The 25926-nt window shown below is 56.6% G+C and carries 30 protein-coding genes and 1 other RNA gene; 14 read left to right on the top strand and 17 right to left on the bottom strand.

Annotated elements, in window-relative coordinates; translation table 11 throughout:
- Window positions 1–5 precede the first annotated feature (5 nt).
- Together pyk and HB779_RS02685 are read right to left on the bottom strand one after the other, a co-directional pair.
- Window positions 6–1442, bottom strand: coding sequence for a pyruvate kinase (gene pyk, locus HB779_RS02690; protein WP_188344281.1), 1437 nt, complete (start codon window positions 1440–1442; stop codon window positions 6–8).
- A complete protein-coding gene (locus HB779_RS02685) occupies window positions 1439–1864 on the bottom strand; it encodes a DUF1036 domain-containing protein (protein ID WP_188345748.1) in 426 nt (141 codons plus the stop codon). Before HB779_RS02685 ends, pyk begins: the two co-directional genes overlap by 4 nt.
- A 390-nt stretch (window positions 1865–2254) precedes the next feature.
- On the opposite strand from HB779_RS02685, the gene HB779_RS02680 reads away from it, so the two are divergent.
- The 4 genes from HB779_RS02680 to HB779_RS02665 all read left to right on the top strand — a co-directional run bounded on the left by HB779_RS02680 (window position 2255) and on the right by HB779_RS02665 (window position 5304).
- Complete coding sequence (locus HB779_RS02680) at window positions 2255–3058, top strand: N-formylglutamate amidohydrolase (RefSeq protein ID WP_188344280.1); 804 nt, start codon at window positions 2255–2257, stop codon at window positions 3056–3058.
- Entirely contained in the window at window positions 3051–3356 is a 306-nt protein-coding gene (locus HB779_RS02675) for a DUF1244 domain-containing protein (protein ID WP_188344279.1), read from the top strand. Before HB779_RS02680 ends, HB779_RS02675 begins: the two co-directional genes overlap by 8 nt.
- 114 nt (window positions 3357–3470) lie before the next feature.
- On the top strand, window positions 3471–3740 hold the full coding sequence (locus HB779_RS02670; protein ID WP_188344278.1) for a DUF2312 domain-containing protein: 270 nt from the start codon (window positions 3471–3473) through the stop codon (window positions 3738–3740).
- Window positions 3741–3963: 223 nt separating this feature from the next.
- Window positions 3964–5304: an MFS transporter gene (locus HB779_RS02665; protein ID WP_188344277.1), complete on the top strand. Its 1341-nt coding sequence runs from the start codon at window positions 3964–3966 to the stop codon at window positions 5302–5304.
- A gap of 101 nt (window positions 5305–5405) precedes the next feature.
- On the opposite strand, the gene HB779_RS02660 is transcribed toward HB779_RS02665, so the two are convergent.
- The 10 genes from HB779_RS02660 to HB779_RS02615 all read right to left on the bottom strand — a co-directional run bounded on the left by HB779_RS02660 (window position 5406) and on the right by HB779_RS02615 (window position 12858).
- Window positions 5406–5762 carry a hypothetical protein gene (locus tag HB779_RS02660; protein WP_188344276.1) on the bottom strand — a complete coding sequence of 119 codons (357 nt, stop codon included), beginning with the start codon at window positions 5760–5762 and terminating at the stop codon, window positions 5406–5408.
- 86 nt (window positions 5763–5848) lie between these two features.
- Window positions 5849–7150 carry an MFS transporter gene (locus HB779_RS02655; RefSeq protein ID WP_188344275.1) on the bottom strand — a complete coding sequence of 434 codons (1302 nt, stop codon included), beginning with the start codon at window positions 7148–7150 and terminating at the stop codon, window positions 5849–5851.
- Window positions 7147–7824, bottom strand: coding sequence for a FadR/GntR family transcriptional regulator (locus HB779_RS02650; RefSeq protein ID WP_188344274.1), 678 nt, complete (start codon window positions 7822–7824; stop codon window positions 7147–7149). The genes HB779_RS02655 and HB779_RS02650 overlap by 4 nt, the downstream gene beginning before the upstream one ends.
- A gap of 187 nt (window positions 7825–8011) precedes the next feature.
- Window positions 8012–8344, bottom strand: coding sequence for a hypothetical protein (locus tag HB779_RS25685; protein ID WP_371823883.1), 333 nt, complete (start codon window positions 8342–8344; stop codon window positions 8012–8014).
- A gap of 28 nt (window positions 8345–8372) precedes the next feature.
- Entirely contained in the window at window positions 8373–9521 is a 1149-nt protein-coding gene (locus HB779_RS02640; RefSeq protein WP_188344273.1) for a DUF1501 domain-containing protein, read from the bottom strand.
- A gap of 3 nt (window positions 9522–9524) precedes the next feature.
- Window positions 9525–10916, bottom strand: coding sequence for a DUF1800 family protein (locus HB779_RS02635; protein WP_188344272.1), 1392 nt, complete (start codon window positions 10914–10916; stop codon window positions 9525–9527).
- On the bottom strand, window positions 10799–11461 hold the full coding sequence (locus HB779_RS02630) for a periplasmic heavy metal sensor (RefSeq protein ID WP_188344271.1): 663 nt from the start codon (window positions 11459–11461) through the stop codon (window positions 10799–10801). The genes HB779_RS02635 and HB779_RS02630 overlap by 118 nt, the downstream gene beginning before the upstream one ends.
- Entirely contained in the window at window positions 11462–11872 is a 411-nt protein-coding gene (locus tag HB779_RS02625; protein WP_188344270.1) for a hypothetical protein, read from the bottom strand.
- Complete coding sequence (locus HB779_RS02620; protein WP_188344269.1) at window positions 11869–12429, bottom strand: RNA polymerase sigma factor; 561 nt, start codon at window positions 12427–12429, stop codon at window positions 11869–11871. Before HB779_RS02620 ends, HB779_RS02625 begins: the two co-directional genes overlap by 4 nt.
- Before the next feature lie 18 nt (window positions 12430–12447).
- Window positions 12448–12858 carry an EF-hand domain-containing protein gene (locus HB779_RS02615; RefSeq protein WP_188344268.1) on the bottom strand — a complete coding sequence of 137 codons (411 nt, stop codon included), beginning with the start codon at window positions 12856–12858 and terminating at the stop codon, window positions 12448–12450.
- Window positions 12859–13253: 395 nt separating this feature from the next.
- On the opposite strand from HB779_RS02615, the gene HB779_RS02610 reads away from it, so the two are divergent.
- The 6 genes from HB779_RS02610 (at window position 13254) to phoB (ending at window position 19502) form a co-directional block, all read left to right on the top strand.
- Window positions 13254–14300, top strand: coding sequence for a substrate-binding domain-containing protein (locus HB779_RS02610; protein WP_188344267.1), 1047 nt, complete (start codon window positions 13254–13256; stop codon window positions 14298–14300).
- A gap of 134 nt (window positions 14301–14434) precedes the next feature.
- Window positions 14435–15901, top strand: a complete 1467-nt coding sequence (pstC, locus tag HB779_RS02605) for a phosphate ABC transporter permease subunit PstC (RefSeq protein ID WP_188344266.1) — start codon at window positions 14435–14437, stop codon at window positions 15899–15901.
- A complete protein-coding gene (pstA, locus tag HB779_RS02600) occupies window positions 15898–17217 on the top strand; it encodes a phosphate ABC transporter permease PstA (RefSeq protein ID WP_188344265.1) in 1320 nt (439 codons plus the stop codon). Before pstC ends, pstA begins: the two co-directional genes overlap by 4 nt.
- A 61-nt stretch (window positions 17218–17278) precedes the next feature.
- Entirely contained in the window at window positions 17279–18052 is a 774-nt protein-coding gene (gene pstB / locus HB779_RS02595) for a phosphate ABC transporter ATP-binding protein PstB (protein WP_244642534.1), read from the top strand.
- Window positions 18053–18075: 23 nt separating this feature from the next.
- Window positions 18076–18801 (top strand): phosphate signaling complex protein PhoU, encoded by a 726-nt coding sequence (gene phoU / locus HB779_RS02590; RefSeq protein WP_105734424.1) that lies wholly within the window; start codon window positions 18076–18078, stop codon window positions 18799–18801.
- 14 nt (window positions 18802–18815) lie between these two features.
- Window positions 18816–19502, top strand: coding sequence for a phosphate regulon transcriptional regulator PhoB (phoB, locus tag HB779_RS02585; protein WP_188344263.1), 687 nt, complete (start codon window positions 18816–18818; stop codon window positions 19500–19502).
- A gap of 199 nt (window positions 19503–19701) precedes the next feature.
- On the opposite strand, the gene HB779_RS02580 is transcribed toward phoB, so the two are convergent.
- The 5 genes from HB779_RS02580 to HB779_RS02560 all read right to left on the bottom strand — a co-directional run bounded on the left by HB779_RS02580 (window position 19702) and on the right by HB779_RS02560 (window position 23272).
- Window positions 19702–20892 carry a VWA domain-containing protein gene (locus HB779_RS02580; RefSeq protein ID WP_188344262.1) on the bottom strand — a complete coding sequence of 397 codons (1191 nt, stop codon included), beginning with the start codon at window positions 20890–20892 and terminating at the stop codon, window positions 19702–19704.
- A 2-nt stretch (window positions 20893–20894) separates the two neighbouring features.
- Window positions 20895–21341 carry a GNAT family N-acetyltransferase gene (locus tag HB779_RS02575; RefSeq protein WP_188344261.1) on the bottom strand — a complete coding sequence of 149 codons (447 nt, stop codon included), beginning with the start codon at window positions 21339–21341 and terminating at the stop codon, window positions 20895–20897.
- Window positions 21338–21772, bottom strand: coding sequence for an NUDIX domain-containing protein (locus HB779_RS02570; RefSeq protein ID WP_188344260.1), 435 nt, complete (start codon window positions 21770–21772; stop codon window positions 21338–21340). Before HB779_RS02570 ends, HB779_RS02575 begins: the two co-directional genes overlap by 4 nt.
- A gap of 4 nt (window positions 21773–21776) precedes the next feature.
- Window positions 21777–22616, bottom strand: a complete 840-nt coding sequence (locus HB779_RS02565) for a MoxR family ATPase (protein ID WP_188344259.1) — start codon at window positions 22614–22616, stop codon at window positions 21777–21779.
- A gap of 77 nt (window positions 22617–22693) precedes the next feature.
- Window positions 22694–23272, bottom strand: coding sequence for a DUF1993 family protein (locus tag HB779_RS02560; protein ID WP_188344258.1), 579 nt, complete (start codon window positions 23270–23272; stop codon window positions 22694–22696).
- A gap of 144 nt (window positions 23273–23416) precedes the next feature.
- Here HB779_RS02560 and ssrS point away from each other — a divergent pair.
- From ssrS to HB779_RS02540, 4 genes are all read left to right on the top strand, one after another.
- A non-coding RNA gene (ssrS, locus tag HB779_RS02555) (6S RNA) lies at window positions 23417–23573 on the top strand.
- A gap of 69 nt (window positions 23574–23642) precedes the next feature.
- Entirely contained in the window at window positions 23643–24230 is a 588-nt protein-coding gene (locus tag HB779_RS02550; protein ID WP_188344257.1) for a 5-formyltetrahydrofolate cyclo-ligase, read from the top strand.
- Between the two features lie 66 nt (window positions 24231–24296).
- Window positions 24297–25121 (top strand): TIGR00282 family metallophosphoesterase, encoded by an 825-nt coding sequence (locus HB779_RS02545; protein WP_188344256.1) that lies wholly within the window; start codon window positions 24297–24299, stop codon window positions 25119–25121.
- A gap of 37 nt (window positions 25122–25158) precedes the next feature.
- Window positions 25159–25902: a TerC family protein gene (locus HB779_RS02540; protein ID WP_188344255.1), complete on the top strand. Its 744-nt coding sequence runs from the start codon at window positions 25159–25161 to the stop codon at window positions 25900–25902.
- Window positions 25903–25926: the final 24 nt, after the last annotated feature.

Raw genomic sequence — 25926 nt, 5'->3', positions numbered from 1 at the left:
CAGGTCTAGATACCTGTCAGCCCGTCCGAGCCGATATAGGCAATGCGCAGCATATTGGTCGAACCAGGCGTGCGCAGCGGCACACCGGCTGAAATAATGATGCGGTCGCCCGGATTGCCGAACTCTTCCTGATAGGCAATGTGGCAGGCACGATCGACCATATCATCAAGATCCGTTGCATCTTCCGTCACCACGCAGTGCAAACCCCAAACGAGGGAGAGCTTGCGGGCTGTCTCGACAACGGGCGACAGGGCGATGATCGGGAGCAATGGCCGTTCGCGTGCAGCACGCAAGCCGGTTGTGCCGGATGCCGTGTAGGTGACAATGGCGGACAGGTTCAGCGTCTCGGCGATCTGCCGGGCAGCCAGCGAAATCGCATCTGCGCCGGTGGCATTTGGTTCAGGGCGCTGGGCGTGGATGATGCCGGGATAGTTTGGATCGCGTTCGACTTCTTCGGCGATGCGCGCCATGGTGGATACGGCTTCGACCGGATAGTCACCGGCAGCTGATTCTGCTGAAAGCATGACAGCGTCGGCGCCTTCGAACACGGCTGTCGCAACGTCGGAAACTTCAGCGCGGGTCGGGACAGCTGCTGTGATCATCGATTCCAGCATCTGCGTGGCAACGACCACCGGCTTGCCTGCCCGGCGGCAGGCGCGGATGATCTGCTTCTGAATGCCGGGGACGGATTCCAGCGGCATTTCAACACCGAGATCGCCGCGCGCCACCATCAGCGCATCGGAAAGCTCAATGATTTCCGCAAGACGGGTAACGGCCTGCGGCTTTTCGATCTTCGACAGGAGGGCAACGCGGCCGCGCGAGATCTTGCGTACTTCGGCAAGATCCTCCGGCCGCTGAATAAAGGACAGGGCGACCCAATCCACTTCTTCCTGCAGGACGGCATCGAGATCGCGGCGATCCTTTTCGGTCAAAGCGCTGACACCAAGCGTGGTATCGGGCAGGCTGACGCCCTTCTTGTCGGAAATCTTTGTGCCGGAAACAACGCGGCAGGTGATGGACTTGCCGTCGGATGCTTCTGCAACGAGTGCCAGCTTGCCGTCGTCGATCAGCAGGCGATGGCCCGCTTCCACAGCTTCCAGAATTTCCGGATGCGGCAGGAAAACGCGCGTGTTGTCTCCGGGCGCCTCATTGTTGTCGAGCGTGAATATCTGCCCGGGAACGAGGTCAACCTTGCCCTCAGCGAATTTGCCGACGCGCAGCTTTGGTCCCTGCAGATCGGCGAGGATGCCGATGGGGCGTCCCACTGCCTTTTCGACATTGCGCAGGCGGCGCACAAGCTCGCGCATCAATTCATGGCTCGCATGGCTCATGTTGATACGGAACACATCCGCACCGGCTTCGAACAATTTGCAAATCATCGCTTCGTCGGATGAAGCAGGACCCAGGGTGGCGAGGATTTTGACCTTACGGCGGCGTCTCATCGAGGTGGGGTATCCGTTACAATTGGAGCTGAGGGAGGATTTTCTTCCGTAAGCTGGACCATCCAGCTTGATTGTTCGCCGGTATCATACTCCTGAAATCCAGCGCGCTGAAATCCGCGCGCAAAACAGTCATTGATGCCGGTAATTTTAAACTGGTTTTCCGCAACACACATATTCACCTTGCCATCCCAGCGGCCGCCGCTCTGGGCATCCTCCGCGTAGAGGTAATAATACCGTGATGTCAGCGGGCCGACGACCAGCGTGGTGCAGGAGGAGGCGTTGACGTGCCACCAGCCCTCTGTGATCCAGCCGGTTTTCGCCCGGTACCCCAATGCAACGCCAACGAGATTTTGCGTGGTATTGCATACGCGGAAATCGGCATGGGCTTTTTCAGGTGCGAAGACACTGCCTGCTACGAAAATGAATAGAAAAGCCGCTAGAAAGCTGCTCAATCGCGTCCGCTGATGCTGGTCAGCGCGGAAAATGATGCCCCTGCGCAATATTGCCTCCGTCCGTCTTTTAACCTCTTTTCGGCAGTTTCACGTGCATTGTCAACGCGCTAATCGTTTGAATGCAAAGTTCGATGGCGAGTGCGGCAAAAGAACGATAGTTGCGTTGACAGGTCGCCTGCGAAACGGAAAAAAACAAGCGCGGTTTGTGTTGAAAAAGCTTCGCGCAAAAGGGCGAACATCGCGCAGTTTCCCAGAGGATGGATCAAGCCGGCCTTTTTGCCCACAACTCTGGTTGCATTCCCGGTCAGGGCGTGAAAAACAAAAAGCTCTCCACGAATAATTGCACAAGAGAACGTTCGCATGCCGTTTTCCCCCTTTCACACCGTTGATGGCGACAAGGCAAAGAGCCTGGTCCTGCTGGCTGATCACGCACGGCGGGATTTGCCGGAGGAGTATGGATCGCTCGGTTTGCCGCCAGCGCAGTTTGAACGGCATATCGCCTATGATATCGGCGTGGAACAGCTGACACGGAAGCTGGCTGCGATGCTGGATGTCCCTGCGGTGCTTGGTGGTTTTTCACGCCTTCTGATCGATCCGAACCGTGGCGAGGACGATCCGACATTGATCATGCGCCTGTCCGATGGGGCAATCATCCCCGGCAACAATCCCATGCCGGTGGAAGAGCATCAAAACCGTGTAGAAGTGTTCTACCGGCCCTATCACGAAGCCGTGGCGCAGACGATAGCGGCTGTAACCGACGCAAGCGGCAAGGCGCCTCTGGTCATTTCCATTCATTCCTTCACAGCTTTCTGGAAGACAACACCGCGTCCGTGGCATGCGGGTATCCTGTGGGACATGGATCCGCGCGCGGTTGTGCCGCTGATTGCAGGCTTGCAGGAAGACCCGCTTCTGGTGGTCGGTGACAACGAGCCCTATGACGGGGCGCTGCGCAATGACACCATGTTCAAACATTGTATCGTGCCGGGACTGGCCCATGCGCTGATCGAGGTACGGCAAGATCTGATTGCCGATGAAGCCGGGATTGAACAATGGGCGGACCGTCTCGCGCCGATCCTTGCAGCCATCAATGCCAACCCCGATATGCATATAGCCAGACAATATGGCTCGCGGACGGGTCCGCTGGAGGAGATTGACCATGAGTGAATTCACCGAAGAGCAACGCATCGCTTTTGAAGCCGCCGCTTTTCGCCGTCTGGTGGAACATTTGCGTGAGCGCAGCGATGTACAGAACATCGATCTGATGAACCTTGCCGGTTTCTGCCGCAACTGCCTGTCCAACTGGTATCGCGAAGCAGCGGAAGCGGATGGCGTTGCGCTTTCCAAGGAGGAATCACGCGAAATCGTTTATGGCGAACCCTATGCGCAATGGCAGGCCAAGCATCAACGCGAGGCCAGTGATGCACAGAAGGCTGCATTCGATGTGAACAAGCCGTCCCATTGAGGCCACAGACGTCCCGCATGGGTCTATTGGCTTGACTCTGGATGCATGGGTCGGGCATCGGAACGGCAGAGGCGGCGTTTCCGAGTCGCACAATCAATTTTTACGGAGCGAAGTATGAGCATGGATGAAGTAGCGCCGCAGGGTGGTGTCGAAGGTGTTGCGGCTGCGGAATTGCGGCAGTTTATCGAACGTATCGAGCGTCTTGAGGAAGAAAAGACAACACTTCAGGACGATATCAAGGAAGTAATGGCCGAAGCCAAAGGCCGTGGCTACGACACCAAGATCATCCGCACGATCGTGCGTCTGCGTAAGAAGGACGCCAACGAGCGCAAGGAAGAGGAAGCGATCCTCGAACTTTACATGAACGCTCTCGGCATGGTCTGAGACAAATCTGAAAACGCAGCCGTGAGGCTGCGTTTTTGTTTTTCGGCGGCATCAGCCGCCGAATCCCAAGGCCGGAATATTGCTTGAACTGCCTGTGCGGCCGATATATTGGTTTTTGCCTGCAACCAAGTATTCCTTCATGATCCCGGTTCTCATTTCAATAGTCTAATCCGCCAACAAGCGCGTTGAGGAAACAACCTCAGCCGTCAGGGAGCAATTTTCAATGTCAGCAACAGCGCAAGCTGGCGTAATCGCCAATCCGCGTTCCCGCGTTATTCTCGCCAGCCTTATCGGTACGACGATCGAGTTTTACGACTTTTATGTTTATGCGACCGCTGCGGTCTTGGTTTTCCCGCATCTGTTCTTTCCGCCCGGCAATGAAACCACGGCTCTCTTGTCGTCCTTTGCCATTTTCGGTGCGGCGATGGTGGCACGTCCGCTCGGTGCTATTTTCTTTGGCCATCTCGGTGACAAGCGCGGACGCAAGATCACACTCGTCGGCGCGCTTCTGACCATGGGCATCGCCACATTCCTGATCGGCGTGCTGCCGACATTTGCCATGGCTGGCTGGCTGGCACCGGCGCTGCTGGTGGTGCTGCGTCTGGCGCAGGGTTTTGCGCTCGGCGGCGAGTGGAGCGGCGCGGCGCTAGTGGCAACCGAGAATGCACCGCAGGGAAAGCGCGCGATTTATGGGACATTTCCGCAACTGGGCGCGCCCATTGGTTTCATCATCGCCAATGGCCTGTTCCTGATTATTGCTGCCATGCTGCCATCGGATGATCCATCGCGACCATCGCTCGCGTTTCTCGACTGGGGCTGGCGCATTCCGTTCCTGTTTTCCGCTGTCATGGTCGTTGTCGGCCTGTGGGTCCGGCTCAACCTTGTGGAAAGCACAGCCTTCGAAAAGACTGTGAATACCGGCCAGATCAAAAAAGTGCCGCTGGTTTCCGCATTCCAGACCCATTGGAAACAGCTGGTTCTCGGCACTTTCTACATGCTGGCAACCTATGTCCTGTTCTATCTGATGACCACATTTTCGCTGAGCTATGGCCGCGCTGCGACAGCAGGTCCTGTTGCCGGTCTTGGTTACGACTACACGACCTTTGTTCTGATGATGATCGTCGGCGTGGTGTTCTTTGGTATCTTCACCATGGCATCCGGCCCATGGGCTGACCGTTGGGGCCGCCGCAAGACATTGATCTGGGTCACCCTCGGTATCATCCTGTTCGGCTTGCTGTGGGTTCCGCTGCTGTCGCTCGGCACTGTCGGCGTCATGGCCTGGCTGATCCTCGGCTTTACCCTGATGGGCATGACATTCGGACCGATGGGTGCATTGCTGCCCGAACTGTTTCCGGTCAGTGTTCGGTATACGGGCTCAGGCATTTCCTACAATGTGTCATCGATCCTCGGGGCAGCTGTTGCGCCGTTCATCGCTATCGCATTGTGGCGCGCTGGCGCCGGTAGCCCGTTCTGGGTCGGTGTCTATCTCTCGGTCATGGGCGTTCTGACGTTGATTGCGCTGCTGATCGGCAAGGAAACCAAGGACGTCGATATCGAGGCGTGAGATCGTTTGGGTCTTCGAAATAAAAAGCACGGCCTGTTCAAGACGGGCCGTGCTTTTTTATTGTCTGGCTTTACTGCGCACCACAAAGATGCAGCCTGCGTTTAGTAGTTCGGATCGTAGATCAGGCGGTCATTATAGGCCGGACGGGAGTAGACCGGCGCAGACTGTCTGCGATTCTGGTTAGCCAGCGAGCCGACGATGACAGCACCAAGGGCAAGACCAGCAACGCCAGCAATAATGGCCGTATCACGGTTCTTGTGACGACGTTCCGAATAGTCAGACCGATAATCACGATCGCGATAATAATCCCGGTCACGATAGTAGTCACGATCACGGTAATAACCGTCATCATCATCGTATGAATAGTAGCCGCCAGCCTGGGCCGGAGCCGAGGAAACACTGATTGCGCTGACCGAAATGGCAGCAACCAGAAGAGCAGCGAGTGATTTCTTGATCATGGAAGTCGTCCTTAGCGTTTAAGCGTTGACGACAGTGATAAAGCTTCGCGGCTGAACCGGTGATGAATGCCTTCGTTAACTGCGGTTCACAGGGCGATGGTACGGGCAGTGACATGCTGGGCCCGTCCGGCGCCCCAGCCAAAAACAGCAACACCAAGTCCCAGCAGCACAAATAGAATGGCCGTCGCGGCATAGCTTTCCGTAACGCTGTGGATGAGACCGACAAGCAACGGACCGGTGGCGGCAAGGGTATAGCCGACACATTGCGCCATGCCGGAAAGGTGGGAGGCGACGTGCGAATCGGGGGAGCGCAGCACGATCATCGTCATGGCAATGGCAATGAGGCCACCCTGACCAATGCCCTGAATGATCGCCCATAACCAGACAGTTGAAAGCGGCGCGAATAGAAAGCCAAGCAGGCCAGTAACGGCAATGGCTGCAAGGCCGACATTGATCAGGCGCTGATCCTTGCAGCGAACAGCAATCGACGGCACCAGCAGACAGGTAATAACCTGAGCCATGACCGAGACGGATACAACTGCTCCGGCAGTGGTTCCATCCATGCCGCGATCCCGCAGGATGGGGGCGAGCCAGCCGAAGACGCAATAAGCAAGGGCGGATTGCAGGCCCATGAACAGGGTGACCTGCCATGCCAGACGGTCACGCCAGAGGCCCTGTACCTTGAAACCCGCATGTTTCGTGCGAACCTTGCGGGCAAAAGCCTGCGGCAGCCAGATGACAGCGACCACGATTGCTGGCAAAGCCCAGGCACTCAATGCCAGTGACCACGAGCCGCCGAGGAGACGCTGAACCGGCAAGGTAAATCCGGCGGCACTGGCCGCCCCAGCGCAGAGCGCCATGGTGTAAAGACCCGTCATCATGCCGGTGCGCGTGGCAAAATCGCGCTTGACGAGGCCCGGGAGCAGAACATTGCCGATAGCGATACAGCCACCAGCAAGCGCTGTTCCGATGAAAAGCAGCGGCAATGATTGCAGACCACGCAAGGCGGTGCCAAGGGCGAGTAAAATGAGGACGCCGAAGAGCGCGCGTTCCGCGCCGATACGCTGGGCAAGGCGTGGAGCCAGCGGTGCGAAAAGGCCGAGGCACAGCACGGGCAGGGTGGTCAGGACACCCGCACCAAAAGATGACAGACCCATCTGTGCAGTGATTTCCGGCAAAAGCGCCGATGCACTGGAGAAAACCGGGCGCAGATTAAAGGCAATGAGCACGAGACTGAGACCAAATATTATCTGGGCACCCCGGCTATGAAAATCGGGTACACGCGGCTGCGGAAGACTGTCGGCTTCCGCGTCGATCAGCTGTTCACTGGCGATATCAAGTTTGGTCGGGAGGGTTATTGGGTGTTCCGGGGCGGTATGCTGGTTCATGATGCAAGCAATCGATCGAGTTCGAGCAGAATGGGAGCCATAAAGGTGCGGGTGGTCGAGGCGGCCTTGTCGGCATCGCCGGAGGCGATGGCGTCGATGATAGCGGCGTGGGCGGCCATATCCGGTTCGGGAAGTTCTCCGGTTACTGTCGCGCGAATGATTTCCTGCGTGGAAACCGAGAAAAATTCATAGACTTCCATGAGGGCATGATTACGCGACGCTGCGACGACGGCCTTGTGAAAGGCGAGGTCACGGGCAACGTAATGTTCATGCGTGGCTGGGTTATACTCACCACGTTCGGTCAGTAATTGACGCAGTTCGGCGATGACTTCCGGCGTGTGACGCAAAGCGGCCAGCCGTGCGGCCTCCACTTCAAGGGCACAGCGCGTCTCAACCTGATCACGCAGGCCGGTGCGCCTGATGCGTAAGAGACTTTCATCCGGATTGACGAGCGAACGGACATAGGTTCCCGATCCCTGCTTTGTTTCGAGAAGACCTTGCGCAACGAGTACCCGAACCGCTTCACGCACGGTACCACGGCTGACCGCCAGCATATCGGCAAGTGCCGCCTCATTGGGAATACGATCACCCACCGGCCAGCGGTTGGTGGCGATTTCCGAGCGGATGTTTTCGACAGCGGTCTCGGCAAGATTGGTACGGGCGGCTGGCTGCATACGAAAAGTCCCATAGTCATCAGATGACTTGATAACTATGGGACTAAGGGGCGCCTGTCAAGGCGCCCCTTGTTGGCCGCACAATCGCCTCATCCGGGGGGCATGAGGCGTCTCAGTGTGCAGCCAAACACGCGCATTGCCGATGTCCGGTAGAAATCATCATGCCGGACAAACGACGATGCGGAGCTTAATCGCGATAAACGATCACTGGGCGACGATGGACGATAATCGGCGCAGGGCGTTCGATGATGACGGTCCTTGGCCCGAATGCTTCGAGCGGGAACCAGTAACCGTTATAAAAACGATAACCCGGACGGTAATAGCCGTAACCGCGATGGCCACCGTAGTAATAGCCGCCGTGCCAGCCGTAAAAGCCATGGCGCCAATAAACCGGCTCGGCCTGGGATTGCAGATGATCACCCTGGACCGGGAGAAGCGGCAGGGCGCTGGCGGTTTGTACGCCAGCCAAGGTTCCTGCCGCGACAAAGCCTGCGGTGATAATGCTCAGGATGGTTCTCATGATTACCTCTTCAATGTTGGTTGGTGGTTCAAGTTATGATCAGCCCGTGCAATGACCGATCAATGGGACGGCCGGGAAAGAGCGTCTTCATGGTATGCTCTGTATCCAGACCAAAGGTTTCAGCGGCGATGGCTGTAATCAGCGCATCGAGATCCATGGTGGGTTTGAGGTCGCGGTTTTCGTAAAGCGCATTGGGGCTGAGCCCCGGCCAATCCGTGAGAATGCGGCCGCCTTTGACCGCGCCGCCAAGAACAAGCGCTGTTGTTGCGGTGCCGTGGTCGGTTCCACCGGTGCCATTGGCTGCAGCGGTGCGGCCAAATTCAGTGGCGACCAGAACGGTGGTCTGCGCCCAGATATCGCCCAGACCATCGCGCAAGGCAGCGATCATGCTGTCGAGTGCCTTCAACTGATTGGCGAGGCGATTGTCCTGCCCGCTATGTGTATCCCAGCCGCTGGTTTCGATCATGGCGATGCGTGGTCCATCGGCGCGAACGAGGGCTTCTGCGGCGGTTTTACCGGCCGTTGCCGGGTTCTGGCGGGTTTCCAGATCCTTGAAAAAACCTCGTGCTTCCATCGCCGCGCTCCAGACGGGATGGAACTGCTGATCCTTGTCATAGAGCTGTGCCACGCGCAGCAGCAGATCATCCGGTGCTTCCGGCAGGTTCGACGGGGCGTAGGAGGTAACCTCCGCCGATCCGCGCAGGGCAGCAGGAATGGTCGGGGCAAAGGCGATGGCCTTATCAGCGGATTTCGGCAGCAAAGTCACCAGCCGGTTCAGCCAGCCATCCTTGATCTGGTATGGGCTGAGGCCGCCGGTTTCGAGTACGTTCTGCCCGTCGAAATGCGAACGCTCGCGATAGGGCGAGGCGACCGCGTGAACGAACAGCGCCTGCTGGCTCGTGTAAAGTGAGCCCATATTGGTGAGTGAAGGATGGAGCGCGAAGGTGCCGTCGAGCTTGATGGCATCCGCCGCATCAATCGCGAGCTTGCCGCGCAACTGCGCATAGGCAGGATCTGCATAGGGCACAACGATGTTGAGGCCATCGGCAGCGCCGCGCTGGATGATGAAGACGAAACGGCGGTCTGTAGCCACATTGGCAAACACGATGCGCGGCGCAACAAGCATCGATCCCGCACCGATGGCTGCCAGACGCAAAAAATCACGGCGATTGGTCATGGATTATCTCCGTTGAAAATCGGGTGAAACGAGTAGAAGGGCGATGCCGGTCTGGGCGGTTTCGGCGCGGCTGATTTCCATTGCCGTTGTGCCGGTGAGCGAGCCGGAAAGCAGATTGCTTGCCAATTCCCCCGGCTTCAGCGAACGGTCGGACCGCGCGGCCAGCCGCTGTGCAACTTCAACCCGCCGCACAAGTGCATCGGGGGCAAGCCAGCTGGCGGTAATGTCGTCATATCCTGCCGGGGAACGCGGCAGCCAGACCGGTTGTCCCAACTGATTGAGCAGATTGGAAAAGTTTGCCTTGCCCAGATCCTGATAATCCAGACCGCGCATGGCGGATGTCAGCCATTCCCACGGAGTCTTCATTTTTGCCGGCTCGGCCGACCATGCCTCAGGCGATTGGACGAGTGCTTTATAAACAGCTGGCAGATCGCCACCGGAAACAAGGAACGCTTTGGCAACCCGCTTGACTGCTGCCTGTGGCGGGACGTCGGCCATAAAATGGCGGCACAGTTTTGTCGCTATATGGCGGGCCGTGGCAGGATCGCTGGCAAGATCTTTCAGAACGGCGCCTGCCTGATCCTCCCCGGTCGCACCGTAAACCCTGTGGCGGATCAGCCGGTCCCCCGGCTGATGCAGGCCAGGACGATACTGAAACACCCCAGCCTGACTGGCATCGGCCTTGCCGCCCATGCGTCCTGCAGACCAGCCCGTCAAGGCATAAGCAAACTCCGTGACGTCTTTCTGGCTATAACCGGAGCCAACGCCAACCGTATGCAGTTCCATGATTTCGCGGGCGAGATTCTCATTGATTCCCGGCAGTTTGCCGGCGTTGCGCCTTTGGGCTCTTGTCGCGAGCGGACTGTCTGGACCGGCGGAGCGGACCTGATCGAGATAGATGAGCATGGCCGGATGCTGCTCGACCGCGAAGAGAAGATCGGTGAAGCGACCCATAATGTGCGGCCGGATGGCTTCGCGTTCAAACACACCGGCCAGACTGAGCATGGCCGGATTGTCGGCTGAGACAGCAAAATGATTTGACCAGAAATGCACCAGCGCTTCGGCAAAGGGTGTCGGGGTTTGCAGCGCTGTCAGGCCACGTGCTTCTATCTCGGAGCGGTAGAGAAGCCGCGCTGCCTTATTCAATTCCTTACGCAGCGCAATTTTCTCGTCGCCGTCGACTGCTTGCAGTTTTTCCCGGTCTGCGGCGTAGCTGGACGCTATGTCTCGGGTGGATTGCAGAGATGTGAAGGCTGGAGATTGCGGATTGTACTGCCCTATTTGCTCCAGCAGCCAGTTACGGGGATCAGAGGGGAGAGTTTCGCTTGCCCGCTTTCCCAATCCAAAGCGATTGACCGCAATGGCGGCTGTCGCATCTGTCGTACTGGATACCATTCTCTTCTCCGTTCGCAGCCTGTCTGGCGTTGACAGTCATTGAACGGGGGAGACCGCAAAATCCGTCGCGGTGTTTCATTCTTTTTTGCAGCATCCCGCCGCAGAATGAAATTGCGCTTCTTCAGGCCATCGACCAATGTCTTGCGATCTTCGCGAGAAAGGCCCTCGGCAAAGGCGACGATTGTCTGCTCGATACGGGTGCGCAGGGCAAAATCTGCATCGCGCGCCTTGGTCAATTCCGCGTCGATCGCGGCTTGATCGACCACATCCTGCGCCAACAGCCGGGCGATTTCGGTCCGGCTCGTTCGACCTGCCTCGACCAGTGGCACGCTGTCTTTGCGGACCGCAGAAAGATTTTGCCGCAAGGTCTTTTGCTGCTCAGGCGTCAGATATTCAGCGGCAAAGCGGATGCCGCGCCGGTTTTCGACGGCAGTGGAATGGCTGAATGTCTGCCAGACATAGCCGCCGCCAATAACAGCTCCGGCAATGAAGACATTGACGGCGAGCGATGCGACCAGAAGGATTTTGCGTGATTGTTCGCTCATCTATTCATCCAGTTCGTCAGAAATGTTGAAAGCCGTGACCGCATAAGCCTGATCCTCGTAGCCGCGTGATTCTGCCGATTGAATGACGCCGATAAGCAGGGCTCCGGTAATTGCACCGGCAAGACCGATACCCGCCAGACCCGTGCCCTGCCACCACAGCCGCGCGCGCTTCCAACCGGACGACGCCTTGGCCGAGGCGGCAATGATCCGTTCCCGCAACGCCGCCTCCGGCATGTCGACCTTATAGACCGACAACATGGCATCCAGCTTGGCAGCCTCTTCCAGGGCAGGCTGCGCTACTTCCGGGTGGTCCTTGATGAATGCCGCAGCGGCTGTTTGTGCGGGCGGGGGCCAGCGCCGCATGTCAGCACCATAAATCTCTGTCAGTTCACGAAAGCGTTCCGGTGTCATTTGGCCTTCTCCTGTTCATCCGCCTTTTCCAGGATTGTCCGCAAGTTGCGGCGGGCGCGGGATAACAGGCTTTCCAATGCCTCGATGCTGATATCCATGATTTCCGCCGCCTCGATATTGCTGAGTTCCTGATAATATTGAAGCACGATTGCCTCCCTTTGCCGGTCGGGCAGGGAGGCAAGAGCTTGTTGGACACGCGCACTTTCGTCCTGTGTTGAAAGCGATTGCTCCGGATCCGGTGCCGGATCTGGCCTGTCCGGTGCTTCTGCCACGGGTTGTTCGCGATGCAGCCGCAAACGGTCATAGCAGAGATTGAGCGTGACCCGGTGCAGCCATGTATCGAACGTGGCGCGTCCAGACTGCCATTTTCCGGCCTGGCGCCAGAGTTTTACAAAGGCTTCCTGCGCGACATCTTCGGCTTCATTGCGGTCGCCAAGCATCCGCGCCGCCAGAGCGAGCAGGCGCGGCAGCTTGCGCGTCACCATGGTTCGAACGGCCGCATTGTCATGCCGGCCGATCTCAACCAGCAGTTCTTCATCCGTCTTGCGATTGTCCAAGGCTTTGCACGCTTGCCATTACTCCTGCGAACTGTCTGTTGTGTTCTTCTTCTTGTGCACCGGACGTTCGTCCTTCGACAATTGTCCGTCGGAATTCTTGTCGAGACGATCAAAACGCTTCTTTGAGGCCGCATCCATTTCCGCAGCATCGACGAAACCATCATGATTGGTATCGAAGCGTTTGAACATATCCGTTGGATCGCGGGTGGCATTCTTGGATACCGGCCGTTTCAGCCATTCTTCCAATGACAGCTTGCCGTCGCCATTCGTATCAAATTTGAGCAGGCGTGTCCGCGCGGCAGTCTGATATTCGTCCAGCGAGATCATACCATCGCCGTTTGTATCGGCTTTGGGAGCGGCCATGGCGACGGGCGCAATGAGGGACAGCGGCAATACGGTGAGAACAATGGTTGCGAGTCTCGATTTCATGCGAATTTTCCTTTGCGAAGTCTGTCATCTGTGCACCGTTAAACGGCAGCAGCGAGACAATCCGTCGCTTGCGGGGAAAATAAATTGAAACTGGCAAAGGGGACGCCATTGTCCCCCTTCCAAGTCTGTTAAAACAGACCCGGTGACCGTCGCAATTGAAAGTCTTGAACCTACTGGAATCATTGGCCTTATCCAAATGAAGCCACACGACGCGAAATCCATAGGCGGTTAACTTGATGGTTTTAGAGGGAATTTTGATTCCGGGCCCGGCGCGGCTTATGCACCGGGCGCGCTACAGAAGTGTAACAATACTGTCATATGACTGTTATATTGGTTCTATAGACGGCAGACGACGTCGGAGGCGTCACACAGTTAATCCAACAGGAGCTGCTCCTATGAACAAGCTTATTTCCACCACTGCTCTGATTGCGATCTCGGTGATTGCAACGACAGTTGGCGCATCCGCTCGTGACCAGATTCAGGTCAGCGGTTCATCCACAGTGCTGCCATATGCCAAGATCGTTGCTGAATCCTTTGGCGAAACATTCCCCAAGTTCAAGACACCTGTCGTTGAATCCGGTGGTTCTGGCGCTGGCATCAAGGAATTCTGCAAGGGCGTTGGCGAAAACACCATCGATATTGCCAATTCTTCGCGTCCGATCAAGGACAGCGAGTTGAAGTCCTGCGTTGACGCTGGCGTCAAGGACGTTGAAGAAATCCGCATCGGCTATGATGGCATCGTATTCGCGACAGACATCAAGGGTCAGGATTGGGCCTTGGAGCCTAAGGACATCTATACAGCTCTTGCTGCACAGATCGTTGTTGACGGCAAGCTCGTTGCCAACCCGAACACCAAGTGGAACCAGGTTAACCCGAAGCTGCCAGATTGGGATATCGCTGCTTACATTCCTGGCGAAAAGCACGGCACCCGTGAAGTTTTCGAAGAAAAGTTGATGACCGGCGGCTGCAAGGCAACCGGTGCTGCTGATGCAATCAAGGCTTCGGGCCTTGACGAAAAGGCTGCTGCTGCTGCCTGTATCGCAATCCGCAAGGATGGCAAGGCAATCGACATCGACGGCGATTATCCAGAAACACTGGCACGTATTGATGCCAACAAGACTGGCGTTGGCGTATTCGGTCTCGCATTCTACGAAAACAATGCTGATAAGCTGAAGGTTGCAACCGTCAACGGCATCAAGCCAAGCACGGAAACCATTGCTTCGGGCAAATACCCAGTATCGCGTCCGCTGTTCTTCTACGTCAAGAAGGCACACCTGGGCGTCATTCCTGGCCTGAAAGAATATGTGGACTTCTTCCTTGCTGACCAGATGGTTGGTCCGGAAAGCCCGCTGGTAGAATATGGTCTGGTTGCTGCACCGGATGCAGAGCGCGAAGCTCAGCGCGCTGCATTCGCCGCTGGCAAGACAATGGCTGGCAAATAAGCCAAATAACTGGCGCGGTCAGGATACCCTGTCCGCGCCGGATATTTCTCGGGCCGTATGTTCATGAATTCTGTCTCCACGACTGCATTCGTGAGCCTACGACCTAGTTTGCAGGACAGATCGGGGAAGCGTTGATGTCCACCTTGTTGGTTGTATTGATTGTCATCGCCATTGGCATTGCCGGGTTCTTTCTAGGACGCCAGCGTGCCGTGCGCAGAGATGACAGAAGCATCAAGGCCCATTCCTTGCCGCATTATCACGGCTGGTGGGTTTTTCTGGTTTCCGTATTGCCTGCGGTCATCTTTATCGCCGTATGGGTGGTGGCTTCAGGTTTTTATATTGAGCACCAAGCGGTCGAAAGTTTGCCGGCTCATAACAATGAGAGCGTGATTGCCAGCCAAAGCCTTGAAATCGGCATGGTCGCCGGTATCGCTCGCGGCCTTGATAAGCTGACGGATCAGGAACGCGCAAACCTGCCGACCACGTTTGCTGAATTGCGGCCGATCCTGTCCGACAAGGGCGTTGCCCTTGCCACGGAAGGTCAGGACTTCATGATCCCGATCGCCGTGCAGTGGAACAAGAGTACGGCACGCGCCAAAAATATCGGGGCTGTTGTCGCCATTGCTCTTGCGCTTGCCGGTGCCGTTTTCGGCCTGTCCGGTGTGAATGTTCGTACCCGCGCCCGCAACAATGTCGAGCGGATCATCCTTTGGGGTCTGCTCGCCGCCTCGACAATCGCCATCCTGACAACGGTTGGTATCGTCCTGTCCATGCTTTTCCAGACGATTACCTTCTTCCAGTCGGTAACCCCGTCAACCTTCTTTTTCGGCACCGTGTGGGACCCGCGCTTTGCCGCAGCTGGCGGCGACGCCAGCCAGGGCCAGTTTGGCCTGATCCCCCTTCTTGCCGGAACGCTCTATATCGCGCTGGTCGCCATGCTCTTTGCCGTGCCAGTTGGCCTCTTCGCCGCGATCTACATGGCTGAGTATGCCAGCCGCACAGTGCGGTCCGTGGTCAAGCCGCTGCTGGAAGTGCTCGCGGGTATTCCAACGATTGTCTATGGCTTCTTTGCCCTTGTCACCGTCGGACCCTTCCTGCGTGATCTCAGTGCAGCCATTGCGGGTGGCTATCCGTTCATCATGGCGCAGAGCGTGCTGACAGCCGGCATCGTTATGGGTGTGATGCTCATTCCTTTCGTCTCCTCGCTGTCGGATGATATCATCACTGCCGTACCGGGCTCACTGCGCGATGGCTCGCTCGGTCTTGGATCAACGCGATCCGAAACTATCCGCCGCGTCGTGCTGCCTGCCGCCTTGCCGGGTATTGTCGGCGCGCTGCTGCTGACAGCCTCGCGCGCTATCGGCGAAACCATGATCGTGGTTCTGGCGGCGGGTGTTGCCGCCAACCTCAACATCAATCCGTTCGATGCGATGACGACCATTACCGTCAAGATCGTCAACCAGCTGACGGGCGATCTGGAATTCAACTCACCGCAGACGCTGGTGGCATTCGCCCTTGGCCTCACACTTTTCTTCATCACGTTGGCGATGAACATCTTCGCGCTTTACATCGTGCGTAAGTACCGGGAGCAGTACGAATGACCGACACAACACTCAATCCTGCTGCTATCGCTCCAACGAAAGTGGTCCGGCGCGATATTGGTCTCAAGCGCCGTTACGCAGCCGAGCGCCGGTTCAAGATTTATGGCATCACCGCCATCGCCATCGGTCTGTTCTTTCTGGTTGCATTGCTCTTCTCGGTCATTTCCAATGGCTACACCGCCTTCTGGCAGACCGAGCTTAATCTTGCGGTCAAGCTCGACGAGAAGGTCATTGATCCGACCAACAAGCGCGCGACTGATCCCAACGTGCTGCTCACCGCAAACTATCCGCTGCTGGTCCGCAATGCTCTGGCCGAAAAGCTTGGCATCAGCCTTGATGACAAGCCTGCCATTCGTGAGATGGGCAAGCTCGTCTCCGATGGATCGCGCAATCAGCTGCGTGAACTGGTCGCCGGCAATCCGGCATTGATCGGGACGACACAAAATCTCTGGGTGCTGACCGGCGGCGATATCGATTCAGCCTTCAAGGGTCAGATTGATCTGACTGTCGATCAGGCAAACCGCAAGGTATCCGACCGTCAGGTTGGCTGGATGAATACTCTGGCCAAGGAAGGCGCTATGGCTCAGCGCTTCAACACCGGTTTGTTCACCTACGGCGCATCAAGCCGTCCGGAAACGTCGGGTCTTGGTGTGGCGCTGATCGGTTCGCTCTACATGATGATGATCGTTCTCTGCCTCTCGCTGCCGATAGGCGTGGCCGCTTCGATCTATCTGGAGGAATATGCCAAGAAGAGCCGCCTGACCGATATTATCGAGGTCAACATCAACAACCTCGCAGCGGTTCCGTCGATCGTGTTCGGTCTGCTTGGCCTTGCGGTGTTCATCAATTTCTTTGGTCTGCCGCGCTCGGCCTCCCTGGTTGGCGGTCTCGTTCTGACCCTGATGACATTGCCTACCATTATTATCGCCACCCGCGCTGCCTTGCGCGCTGTGCCGCCATCCATTCGTTCAGCGGCGCTCGGTATCGGCGCTTCGAAGACGCAGATGGTATTTCATCACGTGCTGCCACTGGCTGCACCCGGCATCCTGACCGGTACGATCATCGGCCTTGCCCATGCACTGGGCGAAACTGCGCCGTTGCTGCTGATCGGCATGGTGGCCTTTGTCGCCAATTATCCGGTGACGCCGCTTGATCCATCAACTGCCCTGCCGGTGCAAATCTATATGTGGGCCAATGAAGCGGAACGCGCCTTTGTTGAACGCACATCAGGCGCTATCATCATGCTGCTTCTCTTTCTTGCGGTAATGAACATCACGGCCATCATTTTGCGTCGCCGCTTCGAGCGGCGCTGGTAAACGGGAGCGAATTATGAATCTGATGACAGAACGATCTCTCGAAAAAGCGGTAAATGACAAAATGAGTGCACAGGTCAATATGATCAAAATGCAGGGTAAAGATGTCACCGTTCATTATGGCGACAAGCAGGCCCTGTTCGGTGTCAGCCTCGACGTGCCGGAAAAGATGGTGACAGCGCTGATCGGTCCGTCCGGTTGCGGCAAGTCCACGTTCCTTCGCTCGCTTAACCGCATGAATGATACGATTGAAGGCTGCAAGATCGGCGGCAAGATCACGCTCGATGAAGAGGATATCTACAATCCAAAGATCGACGTGGTTGAACTGCGTGCCCGCGTCGGCATGGTTTTCCAGAAGCCCAATCCATTCCCGAAGTCGATTTTCGAGAACGTCGCCTATGGTCCGCGCATTCACGGCCTTGCCAAGAACCGGCACGAGCTGGAAGAAATCGTTGAGAAGAGCCTGCGCCGCGCCAGTCTGTTCGATGAAGTGAAAGATCGCCTGCACGAAGCTGGTACAGGTCTTTCCGGTGGTCAGCAGCAGCGTCTGTGCATAGCCCGCGCCATTGCGGTCAGTCCGGAAGTTATCCTGATGGATGAACCCTGCTCGGCGCTTGATCCGATTGCCACGGCAAAGGTGGAAGAGCTGATCGATGAATTGCGCCAGAACTACACCATCGTCATCGTGACCCACTCGATGCAGCAGGCTGCCCGCGTTTCCCAGCGCACGGCAATGTTCCACCTCGGCAATCTGGTTGAGGTTGGCGATACGGAACTGATGTTCACCAATCCGACGGAAAAGCGCACGCAGGACTACATTACCGGACGCTTCGGCTAATCACGGGAAACAAGGATAAAGATATGACCGAGTCGCAGCATACCGTCCGTTCCTATGACGACGAACTGAAGTTCCTGACACACAAGATCGCCGAAATGGGCGGTCATGCCGAGCGTATGGTTGAACAGGCCGTCACTGCCATGGTCAATTCCGACAATGCGCTGGCCCAGCGCGTTATTTCGGACGATCTGATCCTTGACGCCGGACAACGCGAAATTGATGAAAAGGCCATCACGATCATTGGCAAGCGCCAGCCAATGGCAATCGATCTGCGCGAAATCATCGGCGCGATCCGTATTTCTTCGGATCTCGAACGCGTCGGCGACCTGGGTAAGAATATCGCCAAGCGCGTCGTTGCCGTCACCGATACCCGTCAGACGCTTTCCGTCTATCGTGGCCTGCAGACGATTGCAGAACTGGCGCTGACCCAGCTGAAAGATGTGCTTGACGCCTATGCAACGCGTTCAGTTCAGCAGGTCAATATTGTGCGCGAGCGCGATGACGAAATCGACGCGCTCTACACCTCGCTGTTCCGGGAACTCCTGACCTACATGATGGAAGATCCGCGCAACATCTCTGCCTGCACACACCTTCTCTTTTGCGCCAAGAATATCGAGCGCATCGGGGATCACGCAACCAACATTGCTGAAACGGTCTATTACATCGTGACCGGTGCCCAGCTTCCGGCTGAACGGCCGAAAGAAGACCAGACGCACAGCATCATCGTTGATGAAGCCAGACAGCCTTAACTAGGAATCTGAGAATGGCGATAGCTCCCAAAATCACTGTTGTGGAGGACGAGGAAGCTCTGAGCGTCCTCCTCCGGTACAATCTTGAAGCCGAAGGCTATATCGTTGAAACAATTGCGCGCGGTGACGAAGCCGAAATCGCATTGCGTGAAAAAGTGCCGGATCTTCTCATCCTCGACTGGATGTTGCCCGGCCTTTCCGGCATCGAATTGTGCCGTCGTCTGCGGGCACGGCGCGAAACGGAAATCCTGCCGATCATCATGCTGACGGCACGCGGTGAAGAGAGCGAACGGGTGCGCGGCCTTGCGACCGGTGCTGACGATTACATGGTCAAGCCGTTCTCGACGCCGGAACTTCTGGCCCGCATCAAAGCCATGCTGCGCCGGGTCAATCCGAGCCTGCTGTCGCACGTGCTGAGTTTCGGTGATCTGAAACTGGACCGTGAACAGCACCGCGTGTTCCGCAAGGAGCGTGAGCTGAAACTTGGACCGACAGAATTTCGCCTGCTGGAATTCCTGATGCAGTCCCCGGGCCGCGTTTTCTCGCGCGGGCAGCTTCTCGACAATGTTTGGGGCGCTGACATTTATGTGGACGACCGCACTGTTGACGTGCATGTCGGACGTTTGCGCAAGGCAATCAATATTGGCCGGTCAATCGACCCAATCCGCACGGTGCGCGGTGCTGGTTACTCATTTGGGTAATGATTGAGATGCAGCAGACTTGGCTGCAGTAGTGGCGGTTCGTGGTTCGACAAGCTCACCATGAGGGAGAGGGATGACTTCAGGGAACCACGTTCTGAAAGACCGTTCAAACTGCAAGGTTTCCGATTGGCCTTGCAGCCGCCATCTCCCTCATGGTGAGCTTGTCGAACCACGCACCACCGCCCCTGCAGCTTGCAAATCAATGCCTGCGTGAGAGTTCGCGCGTCGCGCCTTCGATACCTGCGAGGGTCATCGGATACATGCGGTGCGCGAAAATCTTGCGGATCATCGCCGTCGAGGCGGTATAATCCCAATATTGTTCCTTCGAGGGATTGAGCCACGCGGCATTCTTCCAATGTTCCAGCACGCGGCCCAGCCAAACTGCACCTGCTTCTTCATTCCAGTGCTCGACCGAACCGCCGGGATGTGAGACTTCGTAGGGTGCCATGGCAGCGTCGCCGACGAAAATCACCTTGTAGTCTGACCCATATTTATGAAGCACGTCGAGTGTCGGGATTACTTCGGCATGGCGGCGGCGATTGTCCTTCCACACCCCTTCATAGAGGCAGTTGTGGAAGTAGAAATATTCCATGTGCTTGAATTCCGAGCGCACGGCCGAAAACAGTTCTTCGGCAATCTTGATATGCTCGTCCATGGAGCCGCCGACATCGAAGAACATCAGCAGTTTCACATGATTGCGCCGTTCCGGACGGGTCTGCACGTCGAGATAACCGTGTTCTGCGGTGGATTTGATCGTGCCTGAAAGATCGAGTTCGTCATCAGCGCCTTCGCGTACCCAGCGGCGCAAGCGTTTCAACGCTACTTTAATGTTGCGGGTACCAAGCTCGACGCTGTCATCAAAATTCTTGAACTCCCGCTTGTCCCACACCTTGACCGCACGGCCATGGCGGCCCTCATCCTGACCGATGCGCACGCCTTCGGGATTATAGCCATAGGCACCAAACGGGGACGTTCCGGCTGTGCCGATCCATTTCGACCCGCCCTGGTGCCGACCCTTTTGTTCTTCCAGCCGTTGGCGCAATGTTTCCATCAGTTTGTCAAAGCCGCCGAGCGCCTCGACCAGTTTCTTTTCTTCGTCCGTCAGGTGCTTTTCAGCGAGCCGCCGCAACCATTCCTCAGGAAGATTGGCGACGTCAATGCCGACATCGCCGCCAAGCAGTTCCAGCCCTTTGAACACGTGGCCAAAGACCTGATCAAACCGGTCCATATGCCGCTCGTCTTTCACCAGAGCCGCGCGGGCGAGATAATAAAAGCCTTCGACATCATAGGTCACCAATCCCGCATCGAGCCCCTCGAGCAGCGTCAAATATTCCCGCAGGGAAATCGGAATCTTTGCTGCTTTCAGTTCAAGAAAGAAGGGAAGGAACATCGCTAGACCCGCTTGTTATATTCAATGAAAGGGGTCAATTCCCCGATCCGGTCATAAAGTTTGCGGGCGTTCGTATTGTCGTGCGCCGTTGACCAATAGACATATTTCGATCCGGCTTTTGTGGCTTCGGCATGCACAGCTTCGATCAATGCCCGGCCGATGCCCTGACCGCGTACATCCGGATCAGCGAAGAGGTCCTGAAGATAACAGGTATCGGCGATGGTCCAGCAATGGCGATGAAACAGATAATGCGCCAGCCCGACCGGCTTGCCGTCCAGTTCGGCGATGAACCCGCGATATTCATGCTCGCTGCCAGACAGGAGCCGGGCAAACGTGGTCTGATAGACTTCTTCCGGCACTGTTGTTTCGTAAAAGGTCAGATATCCGGTCCATAGCCGGCGCCATTCGGGCTCATCAGTTTTTTGAATGGGACGAATGGTGAGGGTCATTGCGGTATCCGATCGAGTAGTTGGTTCATACCGTAGCCGAGCTTAGCGTTTGCTTCGCCAAGCTTCATCCAGAAAAAGCGGAAAAGAATGGGTGCTTCACCGCTATCAGGAAAATTTTCGTAGTGCTTCCACGTTTCCGCCAAGGGTGGGTTGAGCGGCGCATGAAAGAAGCTGCGGCGATGGTGATGTATTCCGTCGCTCTTGTGAAACTCATAGAGGACAGTTGCCAGCAGGTTCATTTGATCGGGGCAGGGCAGGCCCGTCTCTTCACAAAACTCCCGCTGGGCAGCGGTCAGAATATCCTCACCGGGATCAACGGTGCCGCCCGGAACCTGCACCTCGACGTCAGGAAAATCCGGTTCATCAAAAACCAGTAGCCTTTTGCCGCATGTCGCGTAGATCAGAACCTTCTGACGTTCGGGCAAAGGCATGGAACTACCCCTGCCGCCTCGCCATGAATGCCAGGCGCTCGAAAAGATGCACGTCCTGTTCGTTTTTCAGCAGTGCCCCATGCAGCTTTGGCAAGGCGTTTTTCGGATCGGCGCGCAAATCTTCCGGGGCGATGTCGTCAGAAACCAGCAGGCGAATCCAGTCCAGCGCTTCCGACGTGGAAGGTTTTTTCTTCAGGCCCGGAACATCGCGGATTTCATAGAATTGGGTGAGGGCGGCACGCACAAGATTCTGCTTGATGTTGGGATAATGCACCTCGACGATCTTGGTCAGCGTCTCGACGTCCGGGAAGCGGATATAGTGAAAGAAACAACGGCGCAGAAAAGCATCCGGCAATTCCTTTTCATTGTTGGAGGTGATGATGACGATCGGCCGGTGGATGGCTCGGATGGTCTCTCCGGTTTCGTAGACGTGGAATTCGTTGCGGTCGAGTTCCTGCAGCAGATCATTGGGAAATTCGATATCGGCCTTGTCGATCTCGTCAATAAGCAGCACCACTTTCTTGTCCGTAGTGAAAGCATTCCAAAGTTTGCCCGGCTTGATGTAGTTGGCAATGTCATTGAAGCGTGCGTCGCCAAGTTGCGAATCGCGGAGGCGGCTGACCGCATCATATTCGTAGAGACCCTGCTGTGCCTTGGTGGTGGATTTGACGTTCCACTCAATCAGTTCCAGATCAAGGGCTGCAGCGATTTGGCGTGCCAGTTCGGTCTTGCCGGTGCCGGGTTCGCCCTTGACCAGAAGCGGCCGCTCAAGCGCAATTGCCGCGTTGACCGCAATCATCAAATCCTTGTCAGCCACATAGGCTGCTGTTCCTTCAAACCGCATCGATATCCCTTTCATGCTGGGCAAAGATTAGGGGCGCAACAAGGCGAGGGCAAGATGCAACAGCCAGGCTTCTGTTCCTAGCGGGCGAGTGCGTTGGTATAGGCCGGCGGGCCTTCAAAATCCTGCTTGCCTAGGGGGACGCCGGCAATCCGCAGGATTGCGTAGCTGATGGTCAGGTGGAAATAAAAGTTCGGCAGTACATAATCGCGCAGAAAGGGCAGGCCGCGAAAGTGCCTTGTCGTGCCGCGCCAGGTCACCTCTATCGGCGAATTTTCGGTTCCGTCAATGTCTTTTGGCTCGACCGAATGCAGATAGTCGAGCGCATCTTTGACGTAGGCGGTCAGGGCAGGGAAGGTTTTCTCCGATTCGTGAAAATCCTGATGATAGCCCCGATTGAACACGGCAAACCGGGACGCATCGGGTTCCGGCAATGCATGTCCAGCGAGCCGGGCGATACAGCCGCGCGCACCGTCGGCCACGATCTGCACCTGAATCGCCAGTGGAAACATATCCGGAGCCAATCTTTGTTCGAGCAGGCGCCGGGGGTCGATGCTTCTGGCCATCGCATGGGCTTCGGCTTTCTGCAGAATACCGGCACTGTTTGTCAGCAAACGCTTAAAAACCGGCACGGATGCCTGATACATGGACATCGTCATGATGTGCGTCTCCCCCGCGACTCAAAGCAACCGTAGCCTGTGAAACGTCCATCAACAACCGGGCCGCTGACAACGTTGTGTCAGGAGACGAAAATCGTTAGCCGCGCACTGGTGCAATGCATCCATCCATCCTATATTCGGATCGGCGTTCTGCGCTTCTCGACAGGAGAGACATATTCCCCGGGGCCTTAATGATCCCTTAGGGAGCTGTCCCTGAGGAGGCCCGTGGGCTTCTTCACACGGCACCCACCTACTTTGTAGGTTCCCGGGATCGACTTCTCCATCGGTTGTGTGGACGCCACTCTTATTTTTACTGCCCCTGATCCATCCCGAGCCGGCCTGTCAGCTGGCGCCTCATGAAATCAAGACCGTGCAGCACCTCTCCCCTATCAAAGAGCTGAAGAAAAAACTTCGACTGGAAGCATTGGGCCGCCGTGATGCGCTGGTGCCGGAGTTTCGCATTGAAGCCTCCATGCGTATTGCGGATTTCGGGCTGGCGGCAATCTCGCTTGAACCGGGGGCAATTGTCTCGGGTTTTTGGCCGATCCGCTCGGAAGTCGATTTGCGTCCGCTGCTGTTCGGCTTGCGTGAGCGCGGCGCCCGCCTCTGTCTTCCCGCGATTATCGACAAACAAACGATCCTGTTTCGCGAACTGGTGCGTGGTGCGCCGATGATCGATACGGGTTTTGGTACAGTTGGACCGCCGGTTGAGGCACCTGTACTTGACCCGACATTGATGCTCGTTCCGCTGGCTGCCTTTGATGTGCGTGGTCATCGCATTGGTTATGGTGCGGGTTACTACGACCGGGCTATTGCGCATCTGCAGATCAAAGGTGTGAACCCGCGCCTGATTGGCGTGGCATTCGACTGCCAGCAGGTTGAAACCGTACCGGATGAGCCGCATGATGTGCCGCTGGAGGCAATCCTGACGGAAAGCGGGTTGCGCCACTTCAGCTAGACGGATAAAGCCAATCGATCATTTCAGGCTCTGGCAGGGATCAGAGCTCACTTTCAGGATATGCGTGTGAGATTACTCTTTCTTGGTGACATGGTGGGGCGTTCGGGCCGGACAGCGGTCTATGAGCAATTGCCGGGATTGATATCCGATCTGAAGCTGGATTTTGTCATCGTCAACGGTGAGAACGCCGCGGGCGGTTTTGGCATCACGGAAGAGATTTTCCACGATACGATCAATGCCGGTGCCGATGTTGTCACCACTGGCAACCACGTCTGGGACCAGCGCGAAGCACTGATCTTTGCTGAGCGCGAACAGCGCTTTTTGCGCCCGGCCAATTTTCCGCTTGGCACGGCCGGTAAAGGCTCCGGTGTCTATATCGCCAAGAATGGCGCGCGCGTCCTCGTTTCCAACATCATGGGCCGCGTTTTCATGCATCCGGACTTGCATGACCCCTTCACCACCGGCGAGGAAATTCTGGCAGCATGCCCGCTCGGGGAACAGGCCGATGCGGTTGTCTTTGACTTCCATGCGGAAGCCACCAGTGAAAAACAGTGTTTTGGCCATTTTGTCGATGGCCGCGCCAGCCTTGTTGTCGGCACGCATACCCATGTTCCCACGGCCGATGCGCAAATCCTCAATGGCGGCACCGCCTATATGTCGGATGCTGGCATGTGCGGCGATTATGATTCATCGCTGGGCATGGACAAGGAAGAGCCATTGAACCGCTTTCTGTCGAAAGTGGCCAAAGGCCGGTTTGAAGCTGCCAGCGGCAAGGCGACAATCTGCGGCGTTGGTGTCGAGATATCCGACCGCACCGGCCTCGCCGAAAAGATTTCACCGTTGCGGATCGGTCCGCGGCTGGAGGAAACCATACCCGCATTCTGGAAATAAATTACCATCCGGTCTCTAACACGTCAGGAACGACCCCATGGAAAGCTTTATCTCGCATTTCGATTTCATCTATCAGCCATCCGGTCTCATCGCTCTGGTCACGCTTGTGGTCATGGAGATCGTGCTGGGCATCGATAATCTGATCTTCATTTCAATCCTGACCAATAAGCTTCCGAAAGAGCAGCAGGCCCGCGCCCGCCGCATTGGTATCGGTGCTGCGCTCATCCTGCGTCTGCTGCTGCTGTTCACGATCTCGATCATCGTCAAGCTGACCGCACCGGTTTTCGAAGCTTTCGGGCACGGTTTCTCCTGGCGCGATCTGATCCTGATCGCCGGTGGTCTCTTCCTTGTTTGGAAGGCGACCAAGGAAATCCACCACACGGTCGATCACGAGGATGCCAAGGAAGATGTAATCGGCAAGGCGGTGACACTCACCATGGGTGCAGCCGTCTTCCAGATTTTGGTGCTCGATCTGGTATTCTCGGTCGATTCCATCATCACCGCTGTTGGCATGACTGACGAGATCGCCATTATGGTGATTGCTGTTCTTGCTGCCGTAACAGTCATGCTGCTCGCCGCCGAACCATTGTCGAAGTTCATTGCCGCCAACCCGACCATTGTCATGCTGGCGCTGGGCTTCCTCCTGATGATCGGTATGACGCTGATTGCCGACGGCTTCGGCTTCCATGTGCCGAAAGGCTACATTTATGCGGCTATGGGCTTCTCGGCGCTGGTTGAAGCGCTTAACATGCTGGCACGCAAGACCAAGAAAAAGCGCTGATCCTGATCACGCCCTCTCCTATCA

The sequence above is a fragment of the Phyllobacterium sp. 628 genome (genome assembly GCF_014189505.1).
GTDB lineage: Bacteria > Pseudomonadota > Alphaproteobacteria > Rhizobiales > Rhizobiaceae > Phyllobacterium.
This window is presented reverse-complemented; position numbering and strand designations above follow the sequence as displayed.

Excerpts from the sequence above, each read along its gene's own strand:
- pyk (WP_188344281.1), bottom strand. The coding sequence starts at position 1,442 with ATGAGACGCCGCCGTAAGGTCAAAATCCTCGCCACCCTGGGTCCTGCT.
- HB779_RS02680 (WP_188344280.1), top strand. The coding sequence starts at position 2,255 with ATGCCGTTTTCCCCCTTTCACACCGTTGATGGCGACAAGGCAAAGAGC.
- HB779_RS02675 (WP_188344279.1), top strand. The coding sequence starts at position 3,051 with ATGAGTGAATTCACCGAAGAGCAACGCATCGCTTTTGAAGCCGCCGCT.
- HB779_RS02670 (WP_188344278.1), top strand. The coding sequence starts at position 3,471 with ATGAGCATGGATGAAGTAGCGCCGCAGGGTGGTGTCGAAGGTGTTGCG.
- HB779_RS02665 (WP_188344277.1), top strand. The coding sequence starts at position 3,964 with ATGTCAGCAACAGCGCAAGCTGGCGTAATCGCCAATCCGCGTTCCCGC.
- HB779_RS02660 (WP_188344276.1), bottom strand. The coding sequence starts at position 5,762 with ATGATCAAGAAATCACTCGCTGCTCTTCTGGTTGCTGCCATTTCGGTC.
- HB779_RS02655 (WP_188344275.1), bottom strand. The coding sequence starts at position 7,150 with ATGAACCAGCATACCGCCCCGGAACACCCAATAACCCTCCCGACCAAA.
- HB779_RS02650 (WP_188344274.1), bottom strand. The coding sequence starts at position 7,824 with ATGCAGCCAGCCGCCCGTACCAATCTTGCCGAGACCGCTGTCGAAAAC.
- HB779_RS25685 (WP_371823883.1), bottom strand. The coding sequence starts at position 8,344 with ATGAGAACCATCCTGAGCATTATCACCGCAGGCTTTGTCGCGGCAGGA.
- HB779_RS02640 (WP_188344273.1), bottom strand. The coding sequence starts at position 9,521 with ATGACCAATCGCCGTGATTTTTTGCGTCTGGCAGCCATCGGTGCGGGA.
- HB779_RS02635 (WP_188344272.1), bottom strand. The coding sequence starts at position 10,916 with ATGGTATCCAGTACGACAGATGCGACAGCCGCCATTGCGGTCAATCGC.
- HB779_RS02630 (WP_188344271.1), bottom strand. The coding sequence starts at position 11,461 with ATGAGCGAACAATCACGCAAAATCCTTCTGGTCGCATCGCTCGCCGTC.
- HB779_RS02625 (WP_188344270.1), bottom strand. The coding sequence starts at position 11,872 with ATGACACCGGAACGCTTTCGTGAACTGACAGAGATTTATGGTGCTGAC.
- HB779_RS02615 (WP_188344268.1), bottom strand. The coding sequence starts at position 12,858 with ATGAAATCGAGACTCGCAACCATTGTTCTCACCGTATTGCCGCTGTCC.
- HB779_RS02610 (WP_188344267.1), top strand. The coding sequence starts at position 13,254 with ATGAACAAGCTTATTTCCACCACTGCTCTGATTGCGATCTCGGTGATT.
- pstC (WP_188344266.1), top strand. The coding sequence starts at position 14,435 with ATGTCCACCTTGTTGGTTGTATTGATTGTCATCGCCATTGGCATTGCC.
- pstA (WP_188344265.1), top strand. The coding sequence starts at position 15,898 with ATGACCGACACAACACTCAATCCTGCTGCTATCGCTCCAACGAAAGTG.
- pstB (WP_244642534.1), top strand. The coding sequence starts at position 17,279 with ATGAGTGCACAGGTCAATATGATCAAAATGCAGGGTAAAGATGTCACC.
- phoU (WP_105734424.1), top strand. The coding sequence starts at position 18,076 with ATGACCGAGTCGCAGCATACCGTCCGTTCCTATGACGACGAACTGAAG.
- phoB (WP_188344263.1), top strand. The coding sequence starts at position 18,816 with ATGGCGATAGCTCCCAAAATCACTGTTGTGGAGGACGAGGAAGCTCTG.
- HB779_RS02580 (WP_188344262.1), bottom strand. The coding sequence starts at position 20,892 with ATGTTCCTTCCCTTCTTTCTTGAACTGAAAGCAGCAAAGATTCCGATT.
- HB779_RS02575 (WP_188344261.1), bottom strand. The coding sequence starts at position 21,341 with ATGACCCTCACCATTCGTCCCATTCAAAAAACTGATGAGCCCGAATGG.
- HB779_RS02570 (WP_188344260.1), bottom strand. The coding sequence starts at position 21,772 with ATGCCTTTGCCCGAACGTCAGAAGGTTCTGATCTACGCGACATGCGGC.
- HB779_RS02565 (WP_188344259.1), bottom strand. The coding sequence starts at position 22,616 with ATGCGGTTTGAAGGAACAGCAGCCTATGTGGCTGACAAGGATTTGATG.
- HB779_RS02560 (WP_188344258.1), bottom strand. The coding sequence starts at position 23,272 with ATGACGATGTCCATGTATCAGGCATCCGTGCCGGTTTTTAAGCGTTTG.
- HB779_RS02540 (WP_188344255.1), top strand. The coding sequence starts at position 25,159 with ATGGAAAGCTTTATCTCGCATTTCGATTTCATCTATCAGCCATCCGGT.